Source organism: Rhodococcus koreensis (assembly GCF_900105905.1).
Taxonomy (GTDB): Bacteria; Actinomycetota; Actinomycetes; order Mycobacteriales; family Mycobacteriaceae; genus Rhodococcus_F; species Rhodococcus_F koreensis.
Genome location: NZ_FNSV01000005.1, coordinates 470,149 through 488,972 on the forward strand (window position 1 = coordinate 470,149; position 18,824 = coordinate 488,972).

Consider the following 18,824-nt stretch of genomic DNA (forward strand, 5'->3'; position numbering starts at 1 on the left):
CCGCGATGGCGCGGCGCAGGAGTTCGTCCTTGACGATGTCCGCGTCCAGATATCGGTAGCTGGTATCGACCAGGTGACGCTCACGCAGCGCCGTCGACTTGCCTGCCCCCGGTGGCCCCGCAGAAATTATCGCGGCGCAGTGCCCGCCCTCGATCGGGCTCGGCGAGGTCGAGATACCACTCGATGACCTCCTGCAGCGTCCGGTCTCGCCGACGATCATTCGCGTACAGGTCGAGGGTGCTCCGGCCACTGTCCGGGTGCAGCGGCTGCCCGTGTTGACCCAGGTGCACCAATTGCCGAGACACTGCCTCGCGCAGTGGTTCTCCCGCCACGCTCACCGCCGGGCCGCAGCGCGCTGCGCCTGCCGTGCGGTGCGGGTGCCCTCGAACAGGATGTCCCACTCGTCGTCGGTGAGCAAACCCCGCCGATACGCCCGCCGCACCTCATCCCAACTGCCCTTGGCGTACGCGTCCACCTGCTGGTCGCCTTCGGTGGGTACATAGCCGTAGGTGTAGTCCCAGTGCACCAGCGTGTCCATCATCTCGTCATCGGTGATCACCCCGGCCGAACGCTGGTAAATCACCTCCTGCGGGGTTCGCTCGAGTTCGCCGGGCTGCTGCAGGACCCGTTGCGCGAGCCGGTGGACCTGCGTGGCCGAGATTTCCAGGAGATCAGCGATCTGGCGCAGCGTGAAACCCTCGTTCTGCGCCCTGTCGATCAGCCGCAGCCGGTCCAGCCGCAGGAGGTGTTCTCGCGCGGAATTGGCAGCGAGAGCACTTCTGGTATCGGTGACGGTCATACCCTGCCCCTTTCCCGAACTCGTGTCCCAAATTGTAACACCAATGCGGGAAATCTGACCGGTTGGTGACCGGAGCGGTACCCGCCGACATCTCTGACGCCCGGAGGCGGTCGCGCACGTCGGCGAGCATGGCGAGTTCACGTTCGAGGTCGGCTGCGGTGCGTTCGCTCACGAACCCCTCCTGCCCCGAACCGTTGCGATCAGAATCGTGCAGCCCGGATGGCGCCGAGAAGAACTCCGGCAGCACGGCCTTCGTCGGCCAACACTCCGATTCAAAGGGACATGCCGTCACCGCCGGTCAGATGCCCCAGTCCTCGACCGGACGAATCACCGGCCGTCCTGCCGGCAGGGTGTCGGCGGCCCGTACTGTGTGCCCCATGTCCGCCGGTCCCGGTAGCAACCTCGGCACCGACGCCGTGCTGCCGTCCCTGGCCACCGACGATGCCTCAGCGGCTCCCCACATCCTCGCGGCGGCGGCCCGCACCGGAACGGACATCGAACTGCGGATTCACACCTCCATCACCCCGTTCGACGTTGCCGCCGAACAGTGGTTCCCTGCCGCGGCCGGCTTCGTGGTCACGGTCCTCGTGCACACCGTCGACGCGGGGACCGGCGGACTCCGGTATCTGGCGCCCGCCGAACCCACCGAGTGGGCGCGGGCGATCTTCTCCACCGTCGGCGCCGTACACGGCTACTTCCTCGGCGCCATCGACCCGAACACCGGCACCCACCGGCGCGGGCAACTCGCCTACCGGCTCTACCTCGGCACCGACCGGCAGCCCACACCCGCGCCACGGCAGCTGGTCACCTGCCCGCACTACCTCCTACCTGGCCTCGACGGCAGAGCCGAGATCACCGTCACCGCCACGGCCTGACCCCGCCGTAGAAGCCGGACGCCACGGCGCCAACCCCACTCGACGCACAAGGTCAGCTGGAGACAAACGGGAATGCCTGCGAACGAAGACCTTTCGGATCTCCAACTTCAATCACGGTTGTCGTGCGGCCACCCCCTGCGCCACGAAGACGCCCCCGAAGCCGCATTCCACCCCGCCGGCTGCACCTCGGGTCAGGTCAAATCCTCGGTGGGAGCGGACGCGGCATTGTCCTTGATCGACACAATCCCGTTCTGGGCCGCCGCCTTCGAGGTATACCCCTGGCTGGCCGCGATGATCTCCCCGTTGGCTGCCTTCAGGTGAAACCGGAACTTGCCGGCCGCGTCCTTGAAAAGCTCGAACTTCGCAGTCATCGCCCCTCCTCCGCGTGAGCCCACGCCGGTCGCAGACCTGTCCTTTCACGGTAGGCCCGGCACACCCTCATCGGCGGCGGAACGGCCTTTACGGCGAGGCGCGTGACCCCCTTCCGGGGACATGTCATCGTCGCAGTTCAATCGATGTGCTTAGCCGCGGTCTCCACCGCGTTCGGACGGAAACCACTGCCATGGGAAATGGGGCAAACCCATCACACGTTGTCTCCGAGTTCGAAAATAGTGTGATGGTGTGGATCGCAATCCCTGGACTTCCCCGGCGCGGCTCACGAAGATCACTCATGCGCCGCTCGTCACTACGTGCAGGTTGACCGTGTAGCGCCCCTGCCAGCTGATATTCATCGTTGGCGGGGGCTGCGCTTGGCTGTCCCCCAACACAACCCACTACGAGACCGTCGCCGCCGCCCGCGACCGTGGCCCGCCCATTCGGCACTCGACGACAAGCCGACACTCTCCCCAGGCGGTGTCAGGGTGCACGCCCCCCGACTCGGCAACCCGATACGCCCAGGACCAGCGACGAACTCCCCCGTCGCCCTCCTGGGCTCAGTACCGTCAGGAGGCGGATCAGTTCAACACCGGGTCAGTCCTGCCACGATGGCGAGAACCTTGCAACCTTGGTCGCCCCTCGGGGGTGCGGCCCCTGACTGGTTCTCCCACCGGCCAGGGTCGGTCTACCCGGCGGATCCTTCCGTGCTCGGGTCGGCAGTGAGGTCGTCGGTGTCGGCGAACACCAGCCGCCCGCAGTCAAGGGCGACAGCCCACCGATGCACCGGAGCCCAGGCATGCCCACGCTCCCCGGGGTCGGTCAGCTCGGCGTAATCCTCGACGATCCGACCGGTCTGCGCCGGCTCGGACGGCCGGCGCACCAGCACCCGCGCGCCCGCGCCGAGCGGACCGGGTTCAGGCCTCGGACTGTGATCCTTCTTCTCGGGCATCGGTCTGCGCCTTCCGATCGGCTACACGCCCGGATCATAAGCACCTCGCCGACGAAACCTCATCCTCGACGCCGCCCGGGCCTGGCGATCGACAACGAACCGACCGACCTCCGCTGCTCGCGCCTGCGCCAACGGTGGCTCCCACCGCTCGGCGAGCGTCAGCTCGTTACCTCCGTACCACCCCCGGGCGCCGTAACCGCCCATAACGCTGTCACCGGGGTCGACGTTCAGGGACCGCTGCTCCGTCACCGGGACTTCTTCTCGGCGACCGCGGTCGCCGGATGCACGGCGATCAGACCGAGACCTTCGCGTCGCTTACACAACCGCGCCAGCTCCCGATACGCGGCCTCACCGAGCAACTCCGTCAGCTCCGGGGCATACGACTGCCACACCGCCTTATCGCCGACATGCGCATCCGGCGAGCCAGAGCAGTACCAGTCCAGGTCCGCGCCGCCCTCACCCCAACCACGGCGGTCGTACTCGGTGATCGTCGTCCTCAGGACCTGCTCGCCGTCGGGTCGCTCCACCCATTCCTGGGTGCGCCGGATCGGCAGCTGCCAGCACACGTCCGGCTTCACCTCGAGCGGCTCAATCCCACGCCGCAGCGCCATCGAATGCAACGCGCACCCGATGCCACCCTCGAAGCCGGGACGGTTGAGGAAGATGCACGCGCCCTTGTAGCGGCGGGTCCGCAGCGCCGGCTCGCCGTCGAGCTCGTCCTCCTCGATGTACCCCTTTTTCCCGAGACCCTGCTTCCTGAACTGCCAGTGCTCGGGTGTCAGCAGCTTGACCGACTCGTGCAACCTCTCCACATCCTCCTCGTCGGTGAAGAACGCACCGTGCGAGCAGCAGCCGTCGTCGGGTCGGCCCGCGATGATGCCCTGGCAGGCCGGGGTGCCGAACACGCAGGTCCAGTGCGAGAGCAGCCACGTCATGTCCGCGGCGATGAGATGCTCGCCGTTGTCGGGATCGAGGAACTCGACCCATTCCCGAGCGAAGTCGAGCGCAACCTCGGGGCTGGGCGTCATCTTGCGAGCACGCCGCGCACTACCTGCTGCCACAAACCCCCACGGTAGCCAATCCATATCACAGCCAAGGACTGATCCGGTCCCCGTCTGGGAGCAAACAACACTCGACCCGAATCGCGCCGACCGGGGTGTAACGCCGCGGCCTCCACCGCGAATAACCAGCGAACGTTCTCGCACCTACTACGGGGCACGGGAGGAGGCAACAACCCTCCAGATGTCGACACCCTCGGGTGGGGCGTGTCGCCACGTGTGTCGACGGTGCGCAGCGAAGAATCGACGAGGAACGCGACAGTCGAGGAGGGTGCGATGAACCCCAGTCGCATGCGCAAACTCAGGCCGGTGCCCGACGCCGAGCCGCAGATGATGTTTCGCACCATCCACGGGTACCGGCGCGCCTTCCGCATGGCCGGTGACGGCCCCGCGCTGCTGCTGTTGCACGGCATCGGCGACAACTCGTCGACATGGACCGAGATCATCCCGCACCTCGCCGAGAACTACACGGTGATCGCACCCGATCTACTCGGCCACGGTCGCTCCGACAAACCCCGTGCCGACTATTCCGTCGCCGCCTACGCCAACGGCATGCGCGATCTACTCTCGACCCTGGGAATCGACCACGCCACCGTGATCGGACATTCGCTCGGCGGCGGCATCGCGATGCAGTTCGCCTACCAGTTCCCGCAGATGGTGGATCGGCTCATCCTGGTTTCCGCCGGCGGTATCACCACCGACGTTCACCCACTCCTGCGCCTCGCGGCGACACCGAGCGTCAACGAGGCACTGAAATTGCTGCGCCTGCCCGGAGCGGTGCCCGCGGTGCGCTGGGTGGGAACGGTGTTGACTCGGCTGCACGGCACCGCCCTGCGCCCCGGTGCGGCGCTGCACGACACACCGGATCTGGTGCGGATCTTGACCGAACTTCCCGAGCCCACCGCGTACGAGGCCTACCTACGCACCCTGCGGGCGGTGGTCGACTGGCGCGGACAGACGGTGACCATGCTCGACCGCTGCTATCTGACGGCAAGTCTCCCTGTTCAACTCATCTGGGGAGATCGGGATACGGTCATCCCCGTCAGCCACGCCCACACCGCGCACGCGGCAATGCCGGATTCGCGGCTGGAGATCTTCGAGGGCGCCGGTCACTTCCCCTTCCGGGACGACCCCATGCGCTTTGTCCACACCGTCGAGAAGTTCCTGTCCGCTACGCGCCCATCGCCGTTCAACGAGGCCCGCTGGCGGCAACTGCTCAACATCGGAACCGTCGAGAAGGCCCTCACCCCCGACGCTTCGGCGCGTGCCGCCGTGCTCGATGCGGTGGGATCCGCCGAACGCAGCGCCACCTGATTCGGGCTCAGGTGACCGACGCCGGGCACAACACCTGCCCGGTACCTGGGGTAGGTTCCACGCCCGCACGGTAACCGGTCGCGGGCAGGCGCCACTGTGGCGCCGACAGCGGCTCGAGCATGGCGCGGTCGGCACGGACTTACGGCGCGGCACCGGAATCTGAAGTCCGTGCGCTTTCTGCAAGGCGAGTAGGCATATCCAGTCTCGAAGTGTCCTCGAATAGAGGATGTTTGCGTCCGTCAGAACCCCTGCGCTCACCCGACGAGGAAAGACGCAGGGTCCTTGTGGACTCCGAGCACCGGTCGGTACGTCATGCCTTCTGCGTCTTCGAAAGCGCGAAGGTCGTCGAACGCTGCTCGCTGTTCGGCACGCAGCCGCTCTTGGTACACAATCACATCACTACTCTTCAAACGGGTGTGGGTGCCGACTTTGTAGGCGAGGATCTCCCCCTCGCCGATCAGCTTCATCAGTGTCGGGCGGGATATGTCCAGCATCTGAGCTTGTTGTTTAACCTGGTTGGGTTTCACTTTCTGGCTCCGTCATGTCGATTTTGGTGCGTTTCCCGACGTGATGGTGCTGGGCGGGGCGGCGGTTCCTCGTGCCGGGTGGGCGTCCGGGACCGGGTCGAACGGGTTTCGGTGCGCCGGCCGGATTGGGCATGGTCGCGCGGATGCGCCGAAACCCCCGACGGACCCGGGCCGGCGTCAACCGTCGCGGTGGGGCGGGTCGTTCCCACGGTCGGCGTAGGTCTTCGGCGAGCGGCCGGGCGAGTCGGAGTTGGGTGTGCGCAATCAGGACGATCCACGTCCATCGGTCGGCCGCCTCGGGGTTGCGGATCTTCGGGGCGGTCCAACCCAACGTCTGCTTGAAGAGCCGGAACGTGTGCTCGATGTCGAAGCGCCGCAGAAACATCTGCCACAATCGGTCGACGTCGTCGGCGCCGACGTCCGGGTCCGAGTACCAGAGCCACACCGGTTTGGGGTGCCGGTTGCCGGGCAGGTGATCGACCGTCAGTCGGATCACCGTGCCTTCGACGATCGGCGGCGGACCCGGGTGGTCCGCCCACGATCCACGGTGAGTGATCCTCGGGTGCAACCGATTCCACGCCGCAGTGACGGCTGTTCCGTAGCGGTCGGTGTCGGTATCGGCGGCGCTGTCGGGTTCGGGCCAGGTCAGGGGGTCGGCGAATTTGAATTCGGCACCGTGCCGGGGCGGGCGCCCGGTTCGACCCGGCGGCGGCGCGGGGAAGTGCAGCACCCGATCCGAACGCATCCGACCCAACACCTGAACCGGTAGATCAGCGAGTAGGAACGCCACCCGTGCCAGTTCGTACCCGGCATCGAAGACGAGCACGATGTCCGGGTCGCCGTCTCTCCAGTGCCCGGCCGATTGCAATCGCCCGACTACTTCGCGGACTTGTGTCGTGGTGACCGTAGTTTCGTCGTCGTCGGGCCGCAGGCGCACCGCATCGAGTACCGCCGTCCACGACGTGCGTCCCACCTCCAGCGCGGCGACGAAGGAATACGGCCACCCGGGGATCAACTGTGCTTGATTCCTACCGCGACCGTAGACGTGACAGAACGCTCGCTGGGAGCTGGTTGGCGCATCCGGGCGCAGCCACGGGCTGATATCGATGGCCAGGACGATCCGGCCATCGCCGCTTCGCGGCAGGGGAAGTGCTCCGACTGCGCGTCGCAGTCGATCGATATCAACCCGGCCGCAGTTCAATCCGTCGTACAAGGCGCCGTGACCGCGCCGATGCTCAGGGGTCAGCGACAAGTCGACCAGTGTGGTGACCGGGTCCCCGGAACACAGCAACGCATCGGTCAGCTCGAACACCGCATCGCTGCGCGCCGACAAACACCGGTAGAACTCTTCGCGGAACGACACCAGCTCGACCCGGTCATCCGCGTACGACCCTTCCCCGACCACCTGCGTGTAGGGCACACTGACACTCACGACCACCGCTTGCCTTTGTCTCGAAAGTTCTGTGAGAGGAACCTCAAGATGATCAGGCGGTCGTCGCCCCATGCCGCGGCGACACGCCGAACAACATCATCACCAACTGCCCCACGCGACGGCAAAGGTTAAAAGTCAAGCTGAGAGAGTGTTTTGAAAGTGTTCGATTCGGTGCGGCGGACCGGCCGGTGGCGGCATGATGGGTTTGTGGTTGCTCGCAAGAAACGTCGCAAGCCGACGCCATATCAATCCGATCTGACCGACGCCCAATGGGAGTTGGTCGCACCGATGGTGCCCACGGCGCTGCCGGGCGGTCGCCCGGCGATCCACGATCGCCGGCGGATCGTGGAAGCGATCCTCTACGTCAACCGCACCGGTTGCTCGTGGCGGCAGCTCCCGCACGACTTCCCGCCCTGGCAGACCGTTTTCGGGTACTTCCAACGATGGAACGAGTCCGGGGTAACCGACCGCATCCACGACGCGCTGCGGGCAAAGCTCCGTGACCGCAGCGGCCGGGATCCGATGGCGTCAGCGGGGATGGTCGACGCGCAGGCGGTCAAGGGCGCCGACACGGTCGGCACAGAAACCCGCGGATGGGACGGCGCGAAACGGGTCAACGGCAGGAAGCGACACGTGGTCACGGACTCGCTGGGCCTGTTGGTGGTCGTGCTGGTCACCGCGGCGAGCGTGCAAGACCGCGACGGCGGGCGCCTGGCGTTGTCCCGGGCGAAGACAGAAATGCCGTCGATGGTGATGGTGTGGGCAGACGGCGGCTACGCCGGACGCCTCGTCGCGTGGGTCGCGGAGCATTGCCGGATGACGCTCGATATCGTTCGGAAACCGAAGGGGCAACAAGGATTCAGTGTACTTCCACACCGCTGGCTGATCGAACGGACCCTGGCGTGGATCGTGCGTTGCCGTCGACTCGACCACGACTACGAACGCCTCCCGGCGCACTCGGAAGCGATGATCAAATGGGCAATGATCGGATTGATGACCCGACGAGTCGCCCCCGCACGCGGACGACGACCCTGGCAGTCGACCCGCGCAGCGTGACACTTTCAAAACACCTTCTCAGCCTCGCCCTGTTGCAGGCCGCCTTCTCCCACAACGGACTCGCCCAACGATTCGACGGACAACACGACGGCGCGTTCCGTGCCGTCCTCGCCGAACACCACGTCAACGGGCCCGTCCTCGTCACACACACCAAGAACGACCTCGCCGTCGGCGTCGCCTACCCCCTCGCCTCCCGCATCGCCCACGACAACGCCGCCGCGCTCGGCGACCACAACGACCCCTACGGCGGCATGGGCCGCAACGGCGCCCAACACACACCCGAAACCGACCCCACCGAACAACTCCTGCGGAAGGTGACCCCCACCCACCAGTACACGTTCGTGCCCGGCAAGGTCTTCAACCTGAAGGCCGACGCGACGATCACCGACCACGGCGACGTCGCCAACCACGCCGTCGCACAAGCCCTGCGCGACGTACTCCGATCGCGCTGACCCACGCCCGTGTCACGACATCTCCCAGAAGCTGGCGCACCGACATGGTGTGTCCTTGGCCGCGAATCCGAAGCACCCGCAGCCTCGGAATCCGACACCGGCGTACCGCGGCCGATTCCTCACTACGAGCGGCGGGCACCGCGTGCGGTTCCAGGGCTCAGGCCGAGCGGGCCATCGGGCCGCGGCGCGAGGTCCGACCGAGCCCCGACGTGCTCGGCAAGGGCGAGCCAACAGACAGCGCGACAACCGAAGACAGGTAGTGGCCTACGCGTGATCGAGGGACTCGTCGGCGGCAGCGTCGGAATACAAGAGCGATACATGAGCGGAGAGTTCCGGGGTTGGGAGTTCCGATGCGAGCGACAAGTCACGTTCCGGCAGGAACCGCAAGGCCGATTCCGTTCGCTGCGATCGCCGCGGCGCTCGCCGTGGCGGTGGCAACACTCGGCGCCTGCAGATCCGACCCCGCACACCCGCCGAGCCAACCGGCCCCACCTGCGGCGCCCGCTCCAACACCCACTGCGTCGGCCCCGACGAGCATGTTCTTCCCTACCGTCGAACAGCACCGCACCCGGCCGGTAGGGACCCAACCGACGACACCGGAGAACAAGCTCGGTGTTCCGAGCGCACCAACACAACCGACGCTGCCCGGCCCACCACCCGGTACCAACCCGGATACCGATACTCCCGTACCGTCGCCTCCGGTCCCGACGACCGCGCCGCCCACCGACGGCGGCACACCGCCCGATGAGTGAGAACTCGACGCCAACGACACCGATCCACACCTGGATCGGTGTCGTCACCACGATTCTCGCCCCGACCACCCTGATCACGGCGCTGTGCTACTACTTCGGATACATCTACACCCGCAAGAAGCTCGCCTTCTTCGGCGTCGACTGCGATGCTCTCGGATTCACCTCCAGCGATTACGTGCGAGGCAGCGTCACTGTGCTGTACGCGCCGCTCCTTTTTCTCCTCGTCGGGTGGTTCGCGGCGGTCTGGGTCGGGGACTACGCGCGCCGCTCGATCAGAACCGGACAGCGGCCGCACCTTGTTCGCACCATCGGACGAACCGCACTCGCCGTCGGGACAGCTTTCATGCTCACCGGGATCGTCGGCGTCGTGGCGGCCGGATACACGGCCTCTCTCGCACTCATCTCCTGGGTGTTCTCGCCGATCGCGCTCGGGGTGGGTGGTCTTCTCGCGGTGGGAGGTTACTGGGCACTGACCATCTCCACCACCACACCGAGCACGCACGACACCACTCCGACCGCACGAGTCAGCCAAGTCCTCGTGATTTCGGTGATAGTGCTGGCACTCTTCTCCGTCATGCACTCCTTCGCGTCCTGGCTCGGCGACAACGACGCGCAGACCATCGCCCACAACCTCTGGGCGAAGGAATCCGTGGTCTCCGTCGTCAGAGCAGAACGCTTGGATGTGCCAGCGAATCTGATCGCGGAGACTCTGGTCGAGACCCCGCCAGGGCAACCACCTCTCTTCCGGTATGAGTGTTTCCGAACTCTCGTTGCACGAAGCGATCTGTGGGTCCTTGTTCCAGCAAAGTGGTCAACTGACAACGGATACGCGGTGATTCTTCCCGCCGACTCCTCGCTCGTCAGCCTGTCCCGGTCGACCGATTTCAAGGACATCGCCGAAGCCCACACCGACATCGTGACCACGCCCTGGCAGTGCCCTGAACGCGCGCCGATCCCCTAACCGAATCAGCAGAACCGTACAGCGGTTGCACACCGCCTTCGCATCCAAAGGGCACCCCGATCCGGTCACGGGTCGAGGTGCCTTCCGTGTCATGCCGTTCGCCCGCGGTAGGCGCCGGTCGGTCGAATAGTCCTCCCCGAGAATGCGGCACGGTGCTGCGTCCCGCCTCCTTCGCCGGCATCGGGGGCGAAGTCGTCATCCCCACCGACGACGAGGCGGTGTCCCGGCTCGACCAGAGGGCCATCGACGCCCTGCGCGCCTACGAGAAGGCCGAGAAGGCCACCGGATTCGACCCGGCTCCTGGCCCGTCCCGCAGCCGCGGCAGCAGGAGGCCGAGGACAACCATCCCCAGCCCGAGGGCGAAGTGCAGCCAGTTGTCCGCAGTGTTGACCGGCACAAAATTCGCGCAGCTGTCCTGGTCGGTGGTCACCGCGGGGATGAACCCGAGCACCCCGACCATCAGGAACACCGCACCCATGAGCAGGACCGCTGCCTGGACCGGGGTGGCGAACAGGGAACCACGTTGGGCAGGCTGTGCGGCATCGCCGAAACCCTCTGTCTCACTCAAAAGCTGTACACATCAGAGAGCCACTGAACGGAATACCCGAGAGCCCGACCCCGAACCCGAGTCCATGACGGATCGGGGACCCTATTCCGGTCGCGGATCGGGGAACTCCGGGGTGGGAGCGTCGACCAACGAGTTGGGCCAGGTCAGCGCCTCGATGAGGGCGGTGACCCGCACCTCGGAGTCAGGTTCACGTTCGGCGGGCACTCAGGTGCACCCCGGGCGGCGCCGGGATCACCGGCCAGCAGGGAAGCACCGACCGCGCCACCCGGCTTTGCCGCGCAGGCAACTGTCGGGCATCGACGACCTGCCCGGCGCCCGTGCGGACCTCGAGGACGAACGACTCCCCCTCCCCGCGACACCCCGTCCGAGTCGGCGCCCCGCCCCGTCAAGGACCGAGTGTTCGTCATCGGGCGCCGATGACCACCTGCAGTCGGCTGGTGGCCAGGCCTGCGGTTTCGACCTCCAGACCGTCTACAACGACGTCGGCGGGCGACTCGAGGGTTTCGTGCACACCGCGGACTTGGGCCCGTACGCCGACCGGATCGGAGTCGCCGCCTCGGCGAAGCTCTCCCTGCGGGCCTGTGTGCTGGCTCGGACCTCCGGAAGAACGTTCCTCGAATTCGTCGACGTCAGCCAACCCGCCCACCCCGACGCCGGCAGTCCGGAACTGTTCCCGTTCTGGAACCGTGCGCGTGAGGAACTGTGCCCCCTGTATCGGCACGGCTGGTGACGAACCGGCGTACGGCGGTGTCGCGACGCTTCCAGGCCAGGGACCGGCCACGACCACGATGGACCATCCTTACCCTGATCTCACGCCCATTCGCCAGTTCCGGCACGCTGCAAGGGGTTCAGCAGACCGGGCCGCTGACGATCGGTACCGGTCAGCCGTGATCAACGCAGATCCGTTCCGGTGACACCCCGAGCTCGAGCCCGAGCTGAGCGTGCTGTGCGGTCAGGCCTTGGTGATCGGTGGACACTCGTGCATACCTGATGTACATCGCTGATTACCGGTCGCGCAGCGGCTCGGCCGGTCCGGAGCGCGGGCCCATCGCAGTCGGCATCGAGGGTGCGGACGTGTTGCCGCCCGTCCTGACCGGTTCTCAGCCCTACCCGGAGACCGATGCGTATCTGAGCCGTACCTGGTACGGCTTTCGAGGTAGACTGAACGGGCCGAGATCACCCTCAGGAGGACATCATGAGTAAGGACGACGTTTCCAAGGTCACCGCGAACCTGCCCAACGACGACATCAAGACGCTCGACGAGATCGCCAAGCGGCACGCCTCGACCAAGACCAGCGCCCTGGTCCGGGCCATCCGCACCACCGCCTACATCGACGAGGCCGCCGCCAACGGTGCCAAGGTCTTCATCGAAGAGCCCGACGGCACCAAACGGGAGGTCGTCTTCAAGTGACCGAACCCGACGGGCCCACCGTGCCCGCTGAGGACGATGTCACCGCCCGGGACGCCACGACCGTCGACGAGGTCAACGTCGGCAGCACCGACCCCCAGGTGACCGAACAGCCCGAGGTCACCATCCGGCGCCTCGACGAACGCCAGGAGGACACCCGTAAGGCCCTGGCGATCGGCCTGTCCGTGGCCACCTTCCTCGTCGGCCTGATCTACCTGCTGGTGCCGCTGTGGGCCGGCGCCGACAAGTGGGATCGCGCCAGCAGCCCATTCCAGGTGGTCTTCACCGCGATGGTGGGCCTGACCGGCAGCGCGATCGGCTACTACTTCTCCTCGCGCAATCCCCCGTCGTAACCGATTGGGGAACACGGAGCAGCCCCGCGCCGGGGTCCCGTCCCCATCGATCTCGATCCCCCCTGCTCACTGCTACGCCGACCCTCAGAGGCGTTCCACAGCACCGCGGTCATCCGGCTCGGCCCGCCGGGGCAACGCGCCGACCGACTCCGACCGGGCCCCGGGGAACGCGTACGGCACGCCTCGCCAAATTTTCCCGGCTCGGGCGTCACACTGAAACTCGGCAGAACCGGGCGAGGCGTTGGTGTCGGTATGTGGTCCTATCGTCCGGGATGCACGAAGCGACACACAGCCGCGGCGGAAGCGGAAGCAGTGCAGCCAGGACCGTGGTAACGACGGAGGGTGAGCGCGATGGGATTTCGCAGCTACAAGGGGAACACAATCTCCGAGAACGGCTGGCGCATCTGCGATACCGGCGAAATCGTCAAGCCGCTGGTGCCCGGCACCGACAACGTGCGGCCGGAGGTGCGCCGGGGCGCGGCGGCGACGATCCTGATTGCCTGGGCGGCGCTCTGGCACCGGCGGGTCTGGCGAATCGACAGCTACCGGCCCCGCGACTACTGGGGATTCAGCTGGGACAACGATATAGCCAACAGCAACCACCTGAGCGGGACGGCCGTGGATCTCAACGCCACCCGGTTGCCCTGGAAGGTGCGGGCGTCGGTGAACATGCCGGCCGACAAGATCGCCGCGGTCCGGCAGATGCTCACCGAGTTCGAGGGCACGGTATTTTGGGGTGAGGACTGGGCCACCAAGGACCCGATGCACACCCAGATCAACCTCCCCGAGGGTGACACCCGCCTGGATGCCTTCGCGACCCGGCTCGAAAACGGCTACCTCTGGGTGTATGGGCCACCCGACCTGGACGCGTTCCCCCTCCCGGCGGGGTACTACTACGGCCCGCTCGACGGACCCGCCGAATCGATCAGCGGCCTGTTCCCCACCGACCCGCAATCCTGGAAGGACGGCCTCAGGCGCTGGCAGAAAACCTGCGGCATACCGGAAACCGGAATCTGGGACACCGGCACCGCCCGCGCGGCAACGGCGCTGCAGATCGCGAACGGATGGCCGGTGACCGGCTATGTGTTCGAGGGCGAATGGAATGTCGTGATCCGCCACGGGCAACGCCCGGATCTCGGCGGACCGGTCACCCCGCCGACACCGCCGGTGGTGCGCGGCAAGACCTGGGCGGATGTGTCGCAGTATCAGATCACCCCGGTCACCGACGCGTACCCGTACGACATCTTCTGTTTCCGGTCCAACAGCGGGAACATGCGGGATACGAAGTTCGCGGCGAACCACGACTGGGCGGTGCGTGCGTGTCAGGACGGCCGGCTGCGGTTCTTCATCGTGTACTGGTTCTTCCGGCCCGGTCAGGCGAACATCGACTTGCTGATGCAGATGGTCACCGAGCAGGGCGGGCCGCATCCGCGGATGGTCGTCATGGCCGACGTCGAGGACGCGGCCGGGGCGATCACCGGGGACCAGTCGGCGGAGGTCAACGACGAGATCCGGCGGGCACGCGAATGGCTCGGCGAGCGGCGGGTGATCGGCTACTGGAACCCGGTGTCGAACGCGGACCTGTGGCGCACCCGCCCACCAGGTCTCCGGTTGGTCACCCCCAGCTACGGCCGGGAGCCCGGATCGCCGAAGATCAAGCCGGACGGCTATTTCGCGCACCAGTACACCGACAACGGCCCGTGCCCACCGTTCGGCCGCTGCGACCTCAACTACACCCACCTGAGTACCGACGAACTCGACGCGATGCTCGGCCTGGGGCAAAGCCCCCCGCCCCCGCCTTCGGTTCCGGAACCGTTCCCGATCGACGACGCGGCGCTGTGGGACTACATCGCCGGGGAGGTTCTCGGCCGATGACACTGGTGCGGTCATGAAAATCAGGGATCTCACTCCGGTGCCGCAGTTCGGTGTCGGCGGGACCGACCTGGGCATCCCGGTCCGGGTGCCCACGGGAGAGATCGGATTCTTTTTCGGTGACACCTTCGCCGAGAACCGGGTCGGCGGCCCCGGCTGGCGCAGCCCGGTACTGCTCTACAGCCACACCCACGACCTCGATGACGGGGTGCGGTTTCACCGCGCCGCCGGGGGCAACCCCGCGAAACAGCTCTGGGACTACCCGCACAACAACCCGGAGTTCAGCACCGTGCTCCCCACCGACGCGATCGTGATCGGCACCCGGATCTACCTGCACGTCCTCGTGGTCCGGGGCCTGCCCGACACGCGGTGGACCGAGATCCAATACTCCGACGACAACGGCGAGACCTGGACCCACGGCGGACCCAAGGCCCGGTGGGAAGGATGGGAATTCGGCGGTCACCGCCGGATGCTGACCTGGGAACGCGGCGGGGACGGGTTCGTCTACGTAATGACCACCGGCGGCCTCGAACGTGACAAGAACGTGCTGCTATTCCGCTGCCCCGAGGACCAGCTGCTGAACCGAGACTTCTACGAGCCCTGGGGATTTCGCAACGGTGCCTGGGCATGGGGCAATCCACCCACCCCGATCCTGCCGGTCGGCTCCAAGGTCGGGGAGCTGTGCCTGCGCCGAATGCAGAACAACTGGGTGCTCAGCTACTTCAATGAAGCCGAATACAACATCACCATCCGCGTCGTCGGGCAGATCACCGACAACTGGCACACCGCTCCCACGTTCCGGCCGGTGAGGGGACCGTCGGGGAATGGCGGCCCGGACGTCGTGGCCCGCCTGTACGGCGGATACGTGCACCCGGACAGCACATTCGACAACTTTCACATCATCGTGTCCGAATGGGCCGAATCCGGATGGCCGTACCGGGCCATGCAGTTTCGGGTACAGGTACAACCCGCAGTACCGATCGAGGAGGACGAACACATGAGTGCACGCGAAGTCGCCGCCGCGTTCCGGGACGACCACCCGGTCGCCCTCTACGACGGATCCGGCCGCAAGCTCGATCTGCGAGAGGCCATCGCCGAGATCTTATGGAAGGAGGTCACCAACCTCGGTCTCGAAGGCCGCCCGGTGCCGGCGGACCGCAAGGACGATCAGTTCGGCCACATCCTGTCCACTCACGCCCTGGCCGAGCAGAACAACAAACTACTCCGGGCACTGTGTGAGAAGGCGGGCATCGACGTCGACGAGGTCCTCACCTGAACGGTCCGGATCAGACCTGGAATCGCCTTGCTGCTAGCGACATTCGTTCACAGGGGGACTCGGCCGCGCCGGGATCGGGGTCAGCACCGTGTCGGGGCGGGCTCACCCCGGAATCGTGCCGCGATGAACTCGTACGCATCCGGGAAACCGACCACCGCGGTGGTCATGTGCTCGGAGATGTCGTACGGCACGAACGTCAGCCTCGCACCCGCCGCGCAGTACCGGTGCGCCACCTCCGCCACCGAATCGAACGGGGTGAGCCCATCGAGCGTGCCGTGCCACATGTACACCGGCGCCGTGGGCACCCCCTCGAAATAGCGGAGGCTGTTCTCCCGCAACACCTGACGCGCCGCCGAACTCGCCATCAGACTCCTCGACGCGGCCAACTGCCCGGCGTTGCGGAACGCGCCGTGGAACAGCAGGAACCGCCGGCACTCGTTGCTCATCCAGTCCCGCAACCACAGACCGGTCTCGTTGAGTTGCGAGGACACCGGCAACCGATCCGGGTACTCCCGCTCGAGGCCGATCGCCGCCGCGAAGGCCAGCCCGAACCCCGGGTGCGGGTTGAACCCCAGCCCCTCGGCCATCTGCTCGAGATCGGCCGGAACTCCGCCCTGCACCACCGCCGCCAGCGTCAGCTCCGGCGCGTAGGTCGGGGCGAGCGCCGCCGCCCAGGCACTGGCCATTCCCCCACCCGAGTAACCCGCCAGGGCGACGGGACTGTTCGTCAGGCCCAGTTCGGTCACCCGCTGCACCGCACGGACACTGTCCAGGGTGATCATGCCGCCGAGCTTGGCGGCACCGTACGCACCGGTCGGGCCGAGGTGATCGGGCACCGAGACCGCCCACCCCCGCTGCAGACCCAGCAACATTCCCGGCGATTCCTGCATCTCCAGGTTGAACAGCGCCCGCGAGGGCGCGCACTTGGTTCCCAACGAGTTCACGATCGCCTGATACGACACCAACGGCGGATTCGCCACACCCCGGGGCAGGAGCACCGTGGTGACCGCCAGAATCGGGTTGCCGGCCGAGTTCGTCGACCGGAACGCGACCTGCCACCCGTCGGAGTTGGCGTACATCCAGGTGTCGATCCGCCGCGTCCGCACCACATCACCCGGCGCCGTGGCCCCGAGATCGGCGGGAGCGAGGTAGAACGGATCCGGGTCCGGCCACGGATACAGCGGTTCCGCGCTCGCCGGCACCGGAACCATCATTGCGAGGAAGAGGACACCGAGCACCGCCGCCATCAAGACCCTGAAACCTCGCCGCACCACGTCCTGCTCCCTCTGCGCCCCCTCGTCAGGACACGGTGACTGTATCCGCGCGGGCACCCGCACCGTTACCGGCTCGATCCGCGGCGACCTCAGCGACAGGGCCTAGCGAACACCCGCGTGCAGGTTTCCGCATCCCGCTTCATGCCAACGCTCACCAGCCGCGTCGCCGTGGTGCGGCGACCCGTCAGCCCTGACACCGTCCCCATCAGAACTTCTCGGTGAGGATCATCTCCAATACCCCCGTGCCCGCCGGGACCACGGTGCAGGGCGGCGGTGTCGCCGCCTGTGCGGGATCGAGCACACCCATCACCAGTTGCAGGGTGTACTCGTCGTAGGGCATCCGGAAATGCCCGGACTGATTGGACGGGCACAGGTCCCCGATCATCATGTTCGTCGCCGACCCGTCGCGCAACGCGATATTGGTCGCCGGCTGAATGACCTCGTCGAGCCGCGAGCCGATCGTCGTGTACCGGGTCCCCGGCACGGTGTCACCCCCGCCGTTGAGGTCGGCCAGGAACGATGATCCCTGGGCCTGCTGCTCCAACGCGGGCGACACCAAGTCCGGGGGGATTGCCCTTCTCGCCCGGTGCATGCCGCCGGGCGTCTGCTCGAGGACCGGAACGAGACCGAACAGGGTGCCCCCGTATGTCGGTGAGGCGAGACCGATCCACTGATCGACTATGGCTGCACCACCGAGCCGGTTGACGTAATAGCGGGCCACCGTCGCTCCTTGCGAGTAGCCGACGATATTGACCTCGGCGGCGGCGGTCGCGGCGCGGACGGCAGCCACGAACTGTGCCAGCTGGCCGGCGCTGACCGTCATGTCCTCGGTTCCGTAGTTGTCGCCCCCGGGCTCGCCGCCGTAATTGAGCGCGAACACGCAGTACCCCGCGGCGGCCAGTCGCGGACCGAGAGCTGCCCAGTCCGAGTACGCGTTCGAGTCCGTGCCGTGCACCAGCACCACCGGCCTCGGATGGTCGTCGGTGGGGATACAGGTGAAGTCGTTGACGCCGGGCGGCACCGATCCCGGGTGCTGCCGCGCGTACCGGGCGGCATCGGGATGCTCGCTCTGGGCGGGACCGGCTCGGTCCGGGACCTGCCATACCGAGCTCGCCCCGGGTAGGTCCGGAACCTCCTCCGCCGCCGCGACCGGCGCCCAAAGAAGGCCCGCGGCCAACCCGACACCCGCGGCCGCCCACCTCATCTGTCGATATGCCCGCATCCTGCCGCTCCCTGCCCTGCCTCCACGGCCCGAACATTCGTGCCGACACCACTACCCGAGCACCCCGGAACCGGGTCGGCTCCGGGGACAGTGTGGAATACATTGAGCGCAAACGCTATTAGGTCAACCGTCCAGTTACGCTGGGTCGCATGCCATCCGGGAACACTCCAACAGTGCAACCATTGGCGCATCCGACGAGGCCATCCTGCGGGTTCGATCACTACCGCCCAGTAATGTGACGTATGCCACAGCTAGCGTTGCGGAGATGCCTTACCCTGCTGAGAAACACACACCCCATAAG

Annotated in this window: 19 protein-coding genes and 1 pseudogene; 10 read left to right on the plus strand and 10 right to left on the minus strand. The window is 66.7% G+C overall.

Features of this window, described 5'->3' with window-relative positions; all coding sequences use genetic code 11:
- Positions 1–334: 334 nt before the first annotated feature.
- A complete protein-coding gene (locus tag BLV94_RS50580; RefSeq protein WP_072943880.1) occupies positions 335–799 on the minus strand; it encodes a MerR family DNA-binding protein in 465 nt (154 codons plus the stop codon).
- 377 nt (positions 800–1,176) lie between these two features.
- Here BLV94_RS50580 and BLV94_RS06500 point away from each other — a divergent pair, with 377 nt between their 5' ends.
- Complete coding sequence (locus tag BLV94_RS06500; protein WP_016881858.1) at positions 1,177–1,674, plus strand: hypothetical protein; 498 nt, start codon at positions 1,177–1,179, stop codon at positions 1,672–1,674.
- Positions 1,675–1,865: 191 nt separating this feature from the next.
- On the opposite strand, the gene BLV94_RS06505 is transcribed toward BLV94_RS06500, so the two are convergent.
- The 3 genes from BLV94_RS06505 to BLV94_RS06520 form a co-directional block, all read right to left on the minus strand.
- The gene (locus tag BLV94_RS06505) at positions 1,866–2,045 is read right to left on the minus strand and encodes a YegP family protein (protein ID WP_016881859.1); all 180 of its coding nucleotides are present in this window, start codon (positions 2,043–2,045) and stop codon (positions 1,866–1,868) included.
- 689 nt (positions 2,046–2,734) lie between these two features.
- Complete coding sequence (locus BLV94_RS06510) at positions 2,735–2,998, minus strand: hypothetical protein (protein WP_016881860.1); 264 nt, start codon at positions 2,996–2,998, stop codon at positions 2,735–2,737.
- A 245-nt stretch (positions 2,999–3,243) separates the two neighbouring features.
- Positions 3,244–4,026, minus strand: a complete 783-nt coding sequence (locus BLV94_RS06520) for a DUF3109 family protein (protein ID WP_072943883.1) — start codon at positions 4,024–4,026, stop codon at positions 3,244–3,246.
- A gap of 306 nt (positions 4,027–4,332) precedes the next feature.
- On the opposite strand from BLV94_RS06520, the gene BLV94_RS06525 reads away from it, so the two are divergent.
- Positions 4,333–5,370 (plus strand): alpha/beta fold hydrolase, encoded by a 1,038-nt coding sequence (locus BLV94_RS06525; RefSeq protein WP_072943914.1) that lies wholly within the window; start codon positions 4,333–4,335, stop codon positions 5,368–5,370.
- Between the two features lie 254 nt (positions 5,371–5,624).
- Here BLV94_RS06525 and BLV94_RS06530 read toward each other — a convergent pair.
- Together BLV94_RS06530 and BLV94_RS06535 are read right to left on the minus strand one after the other, a co-directional pair.
- A pseudogene (locus BLV94_RS06530) lies at positions 5,625–5,870 on the minus strand (helix-turn-helix domain-containing protein); the annotation flags it as partial.
- Between the two features lie 7 nt (positions 5,871–5,877).
- Positions 5,878–7,329, minus strand: a complete 1,452-nt coding sequence (locus tag BLV94_RS06535) for an NF041680 family putative transposase (RefSeq protein WP_244163528.1) — start codon at positions 7,327–7,329, stop codon at positions 5,878–5,880.
- Positions 7,330–7,536: 207 nt separating this feature from the next.
- Between BLV94_RS06535 and BLV94_RS06540 the strand changes: the two genes are divergently transcribed.
- From BLV94_RS06540 to BLV94_RS06550, 3 genes are all read left to right on the plus strand, one after another.
- Complete coding sequence (locus BLV94_RS06540) at positions 7,537–8,385, plus strand: IS5 family transposase (protein ID WP_029537058.1); 849 nt, start codon at positions 7,537–7,539, stop codon at positions 8,383–8,385.
- The gene (locus BLV94_RS06545; RefSeq protein ID WP_016879880.1) at positions 8,382–8,837 is read left to right on the plus strand and encodes a hypothetical protein; all 456 of its coding nucleotides are present in this window, start codon (positions 8,382–8,384) and stop codon (positions 8,835–8,837) included. The genes BLV94_RS06540 and BLV94_RS06545 overlap by 4 nt, the downstream gene beginning before the upstream one ends.
- Positions 8,838–9,581: 744 nt before the next feature.
- The gene (locus BLV94_RS06550; protein ID WP_244163529.1) at positions 9,582–10,550 is read left to right on the plus strand and encodes a hypothetical protein; all 969 of its coding nucleotides are present in this window, start codon (positions 9,582–9,584) and stop codon (positions 10,548–10,550) included.
- A 259-nt stretch (positions 10,551–10,809) separates the two neighbouring features.
- On the opposite strand, the gene BLV94_RS06555 is transcribed toward BLV94_RS06550, so the two are convergent.
- Together BLV94_RS06555 and BLV94_RS51490 are read right to left on the minus strand one after the other, a co-directional pair.
- Positions 10,810–11,028, minus strand: coding sequence for a DUF4383 domain-containing protein (locus BLV94_RS06555; protein WP_081437581.1), 219 nt, complete (start codon positions 11,026–11,028; stop codon positions 10,810–10,812).
- Between the two features lie 171 nt (positions 11,029–11,199).
- On the minus strand, positions 11,200–11,322 hold the full coding sequence (locus BLV94_RS51490; protein ID WP_016879883.1) for a hypothetical protein: 123 nt from the start codon (positions 11,320–11,322) through the stop codon (positions 11,200–11,202).
- A 67-nt stretch (positions 11,323–11,389) separates the two neighbouring features.
- Between BLV94_RS51490 and BLV94_RS49385 the strand changes: the two genes are divergently transcribed.
- From BLV94_RS49385 to BLV94_RS06590, 5 genes are all read left to right on the plus strand, one after another.
- Entirely contained in the window at positions 11,390–11,848 is a 459-nt protein-coding gene (locus BLV94_RS49385; protein ID WP_016879884.1) for a hypothetical protein, read from the plus strand.
- Between the two features lie 465 nt (positions 11,849–12,313).
- The gene (locus BLV94_RS06570; protein ID WP_007298551.1) at positions 12,314–12,529 is read left to right on the plus strand and encodes a hypothetical protein; all 216 of its coding nucleotides are present in this window, start codon (positions 12,314–12,316) and stop codon (positions 12,527–12,529) included.
- Complete coding sequence (locus BLV94_RS06575; RefSeq protein ID WP_011599068.1) at positions 12,526–12,879, plus strand: hypothetical protein; 354 nt, start codon at positions 12,526–12,528, stop codon at positions 12,877–12,879. Before BLV94_RS06570 ends, BLV94_RS06575 begins: the two co-directional genes overlap by 4 nt.
- A gap of 351 nt (positions 12,880–13,230) precedes the next feature.
- Positions 13,231–14,754, plus strand: a complete 1,524-nt coding sequence (locus BLV94_RS06585) for a M15 family metallopeptidase (RefSeq protein WP_016879885.1) — start codon at positions 13,231–13,233, stop codon at positions 14,752–14,754.
- A gap of 13 nt (positions 14,755–14,767) precedes the next feature.
- Complete coding sequence (locus BLV94_RS06590) at positions 14,768–16,027, plus strand: DUF4185 domain-containing protein (RefSeq protein ID WP_011599071.1); 1,260 nt, start codon at positions 14,768–14,770, stop codon at positions 16,025–16,027.
- A gap of 80 nt (positions 16,028–16,107) precedes the next feature.
- Here the strand turns inward: BLV94_RS06590 and BLV94_RS06595 are convergent, their stop codons facing one another.
- Together BLV94_RS06595 and BLV94_RS06600 are read right to left on the minus strand one after the other, a co-directional pair.
- Positions 16,108–17,274: an alpha/beta fold hydrolase gene (locus BLV94_RS06595; protein ID WP_011599072.1), complete on the minus strand. Its 1,167-nt coding sequence runs from the start codon at positions 17,272–17,274 to the stop codon at positions 16,108–16,110.
- Positions 17,275–17,506: 232 nt separating this feature from the next.
- Entirely contained in the window at positions 17,507–18,523 is a 1,017-nt protein-coding gene (locus BLV94_RS06600; RefSeq protein WP_072943889.1) for an esterase/lipase family protein, read from the minus strand.
- Positions 18,524–18,824: the final 301 nt, after the last annotated feature.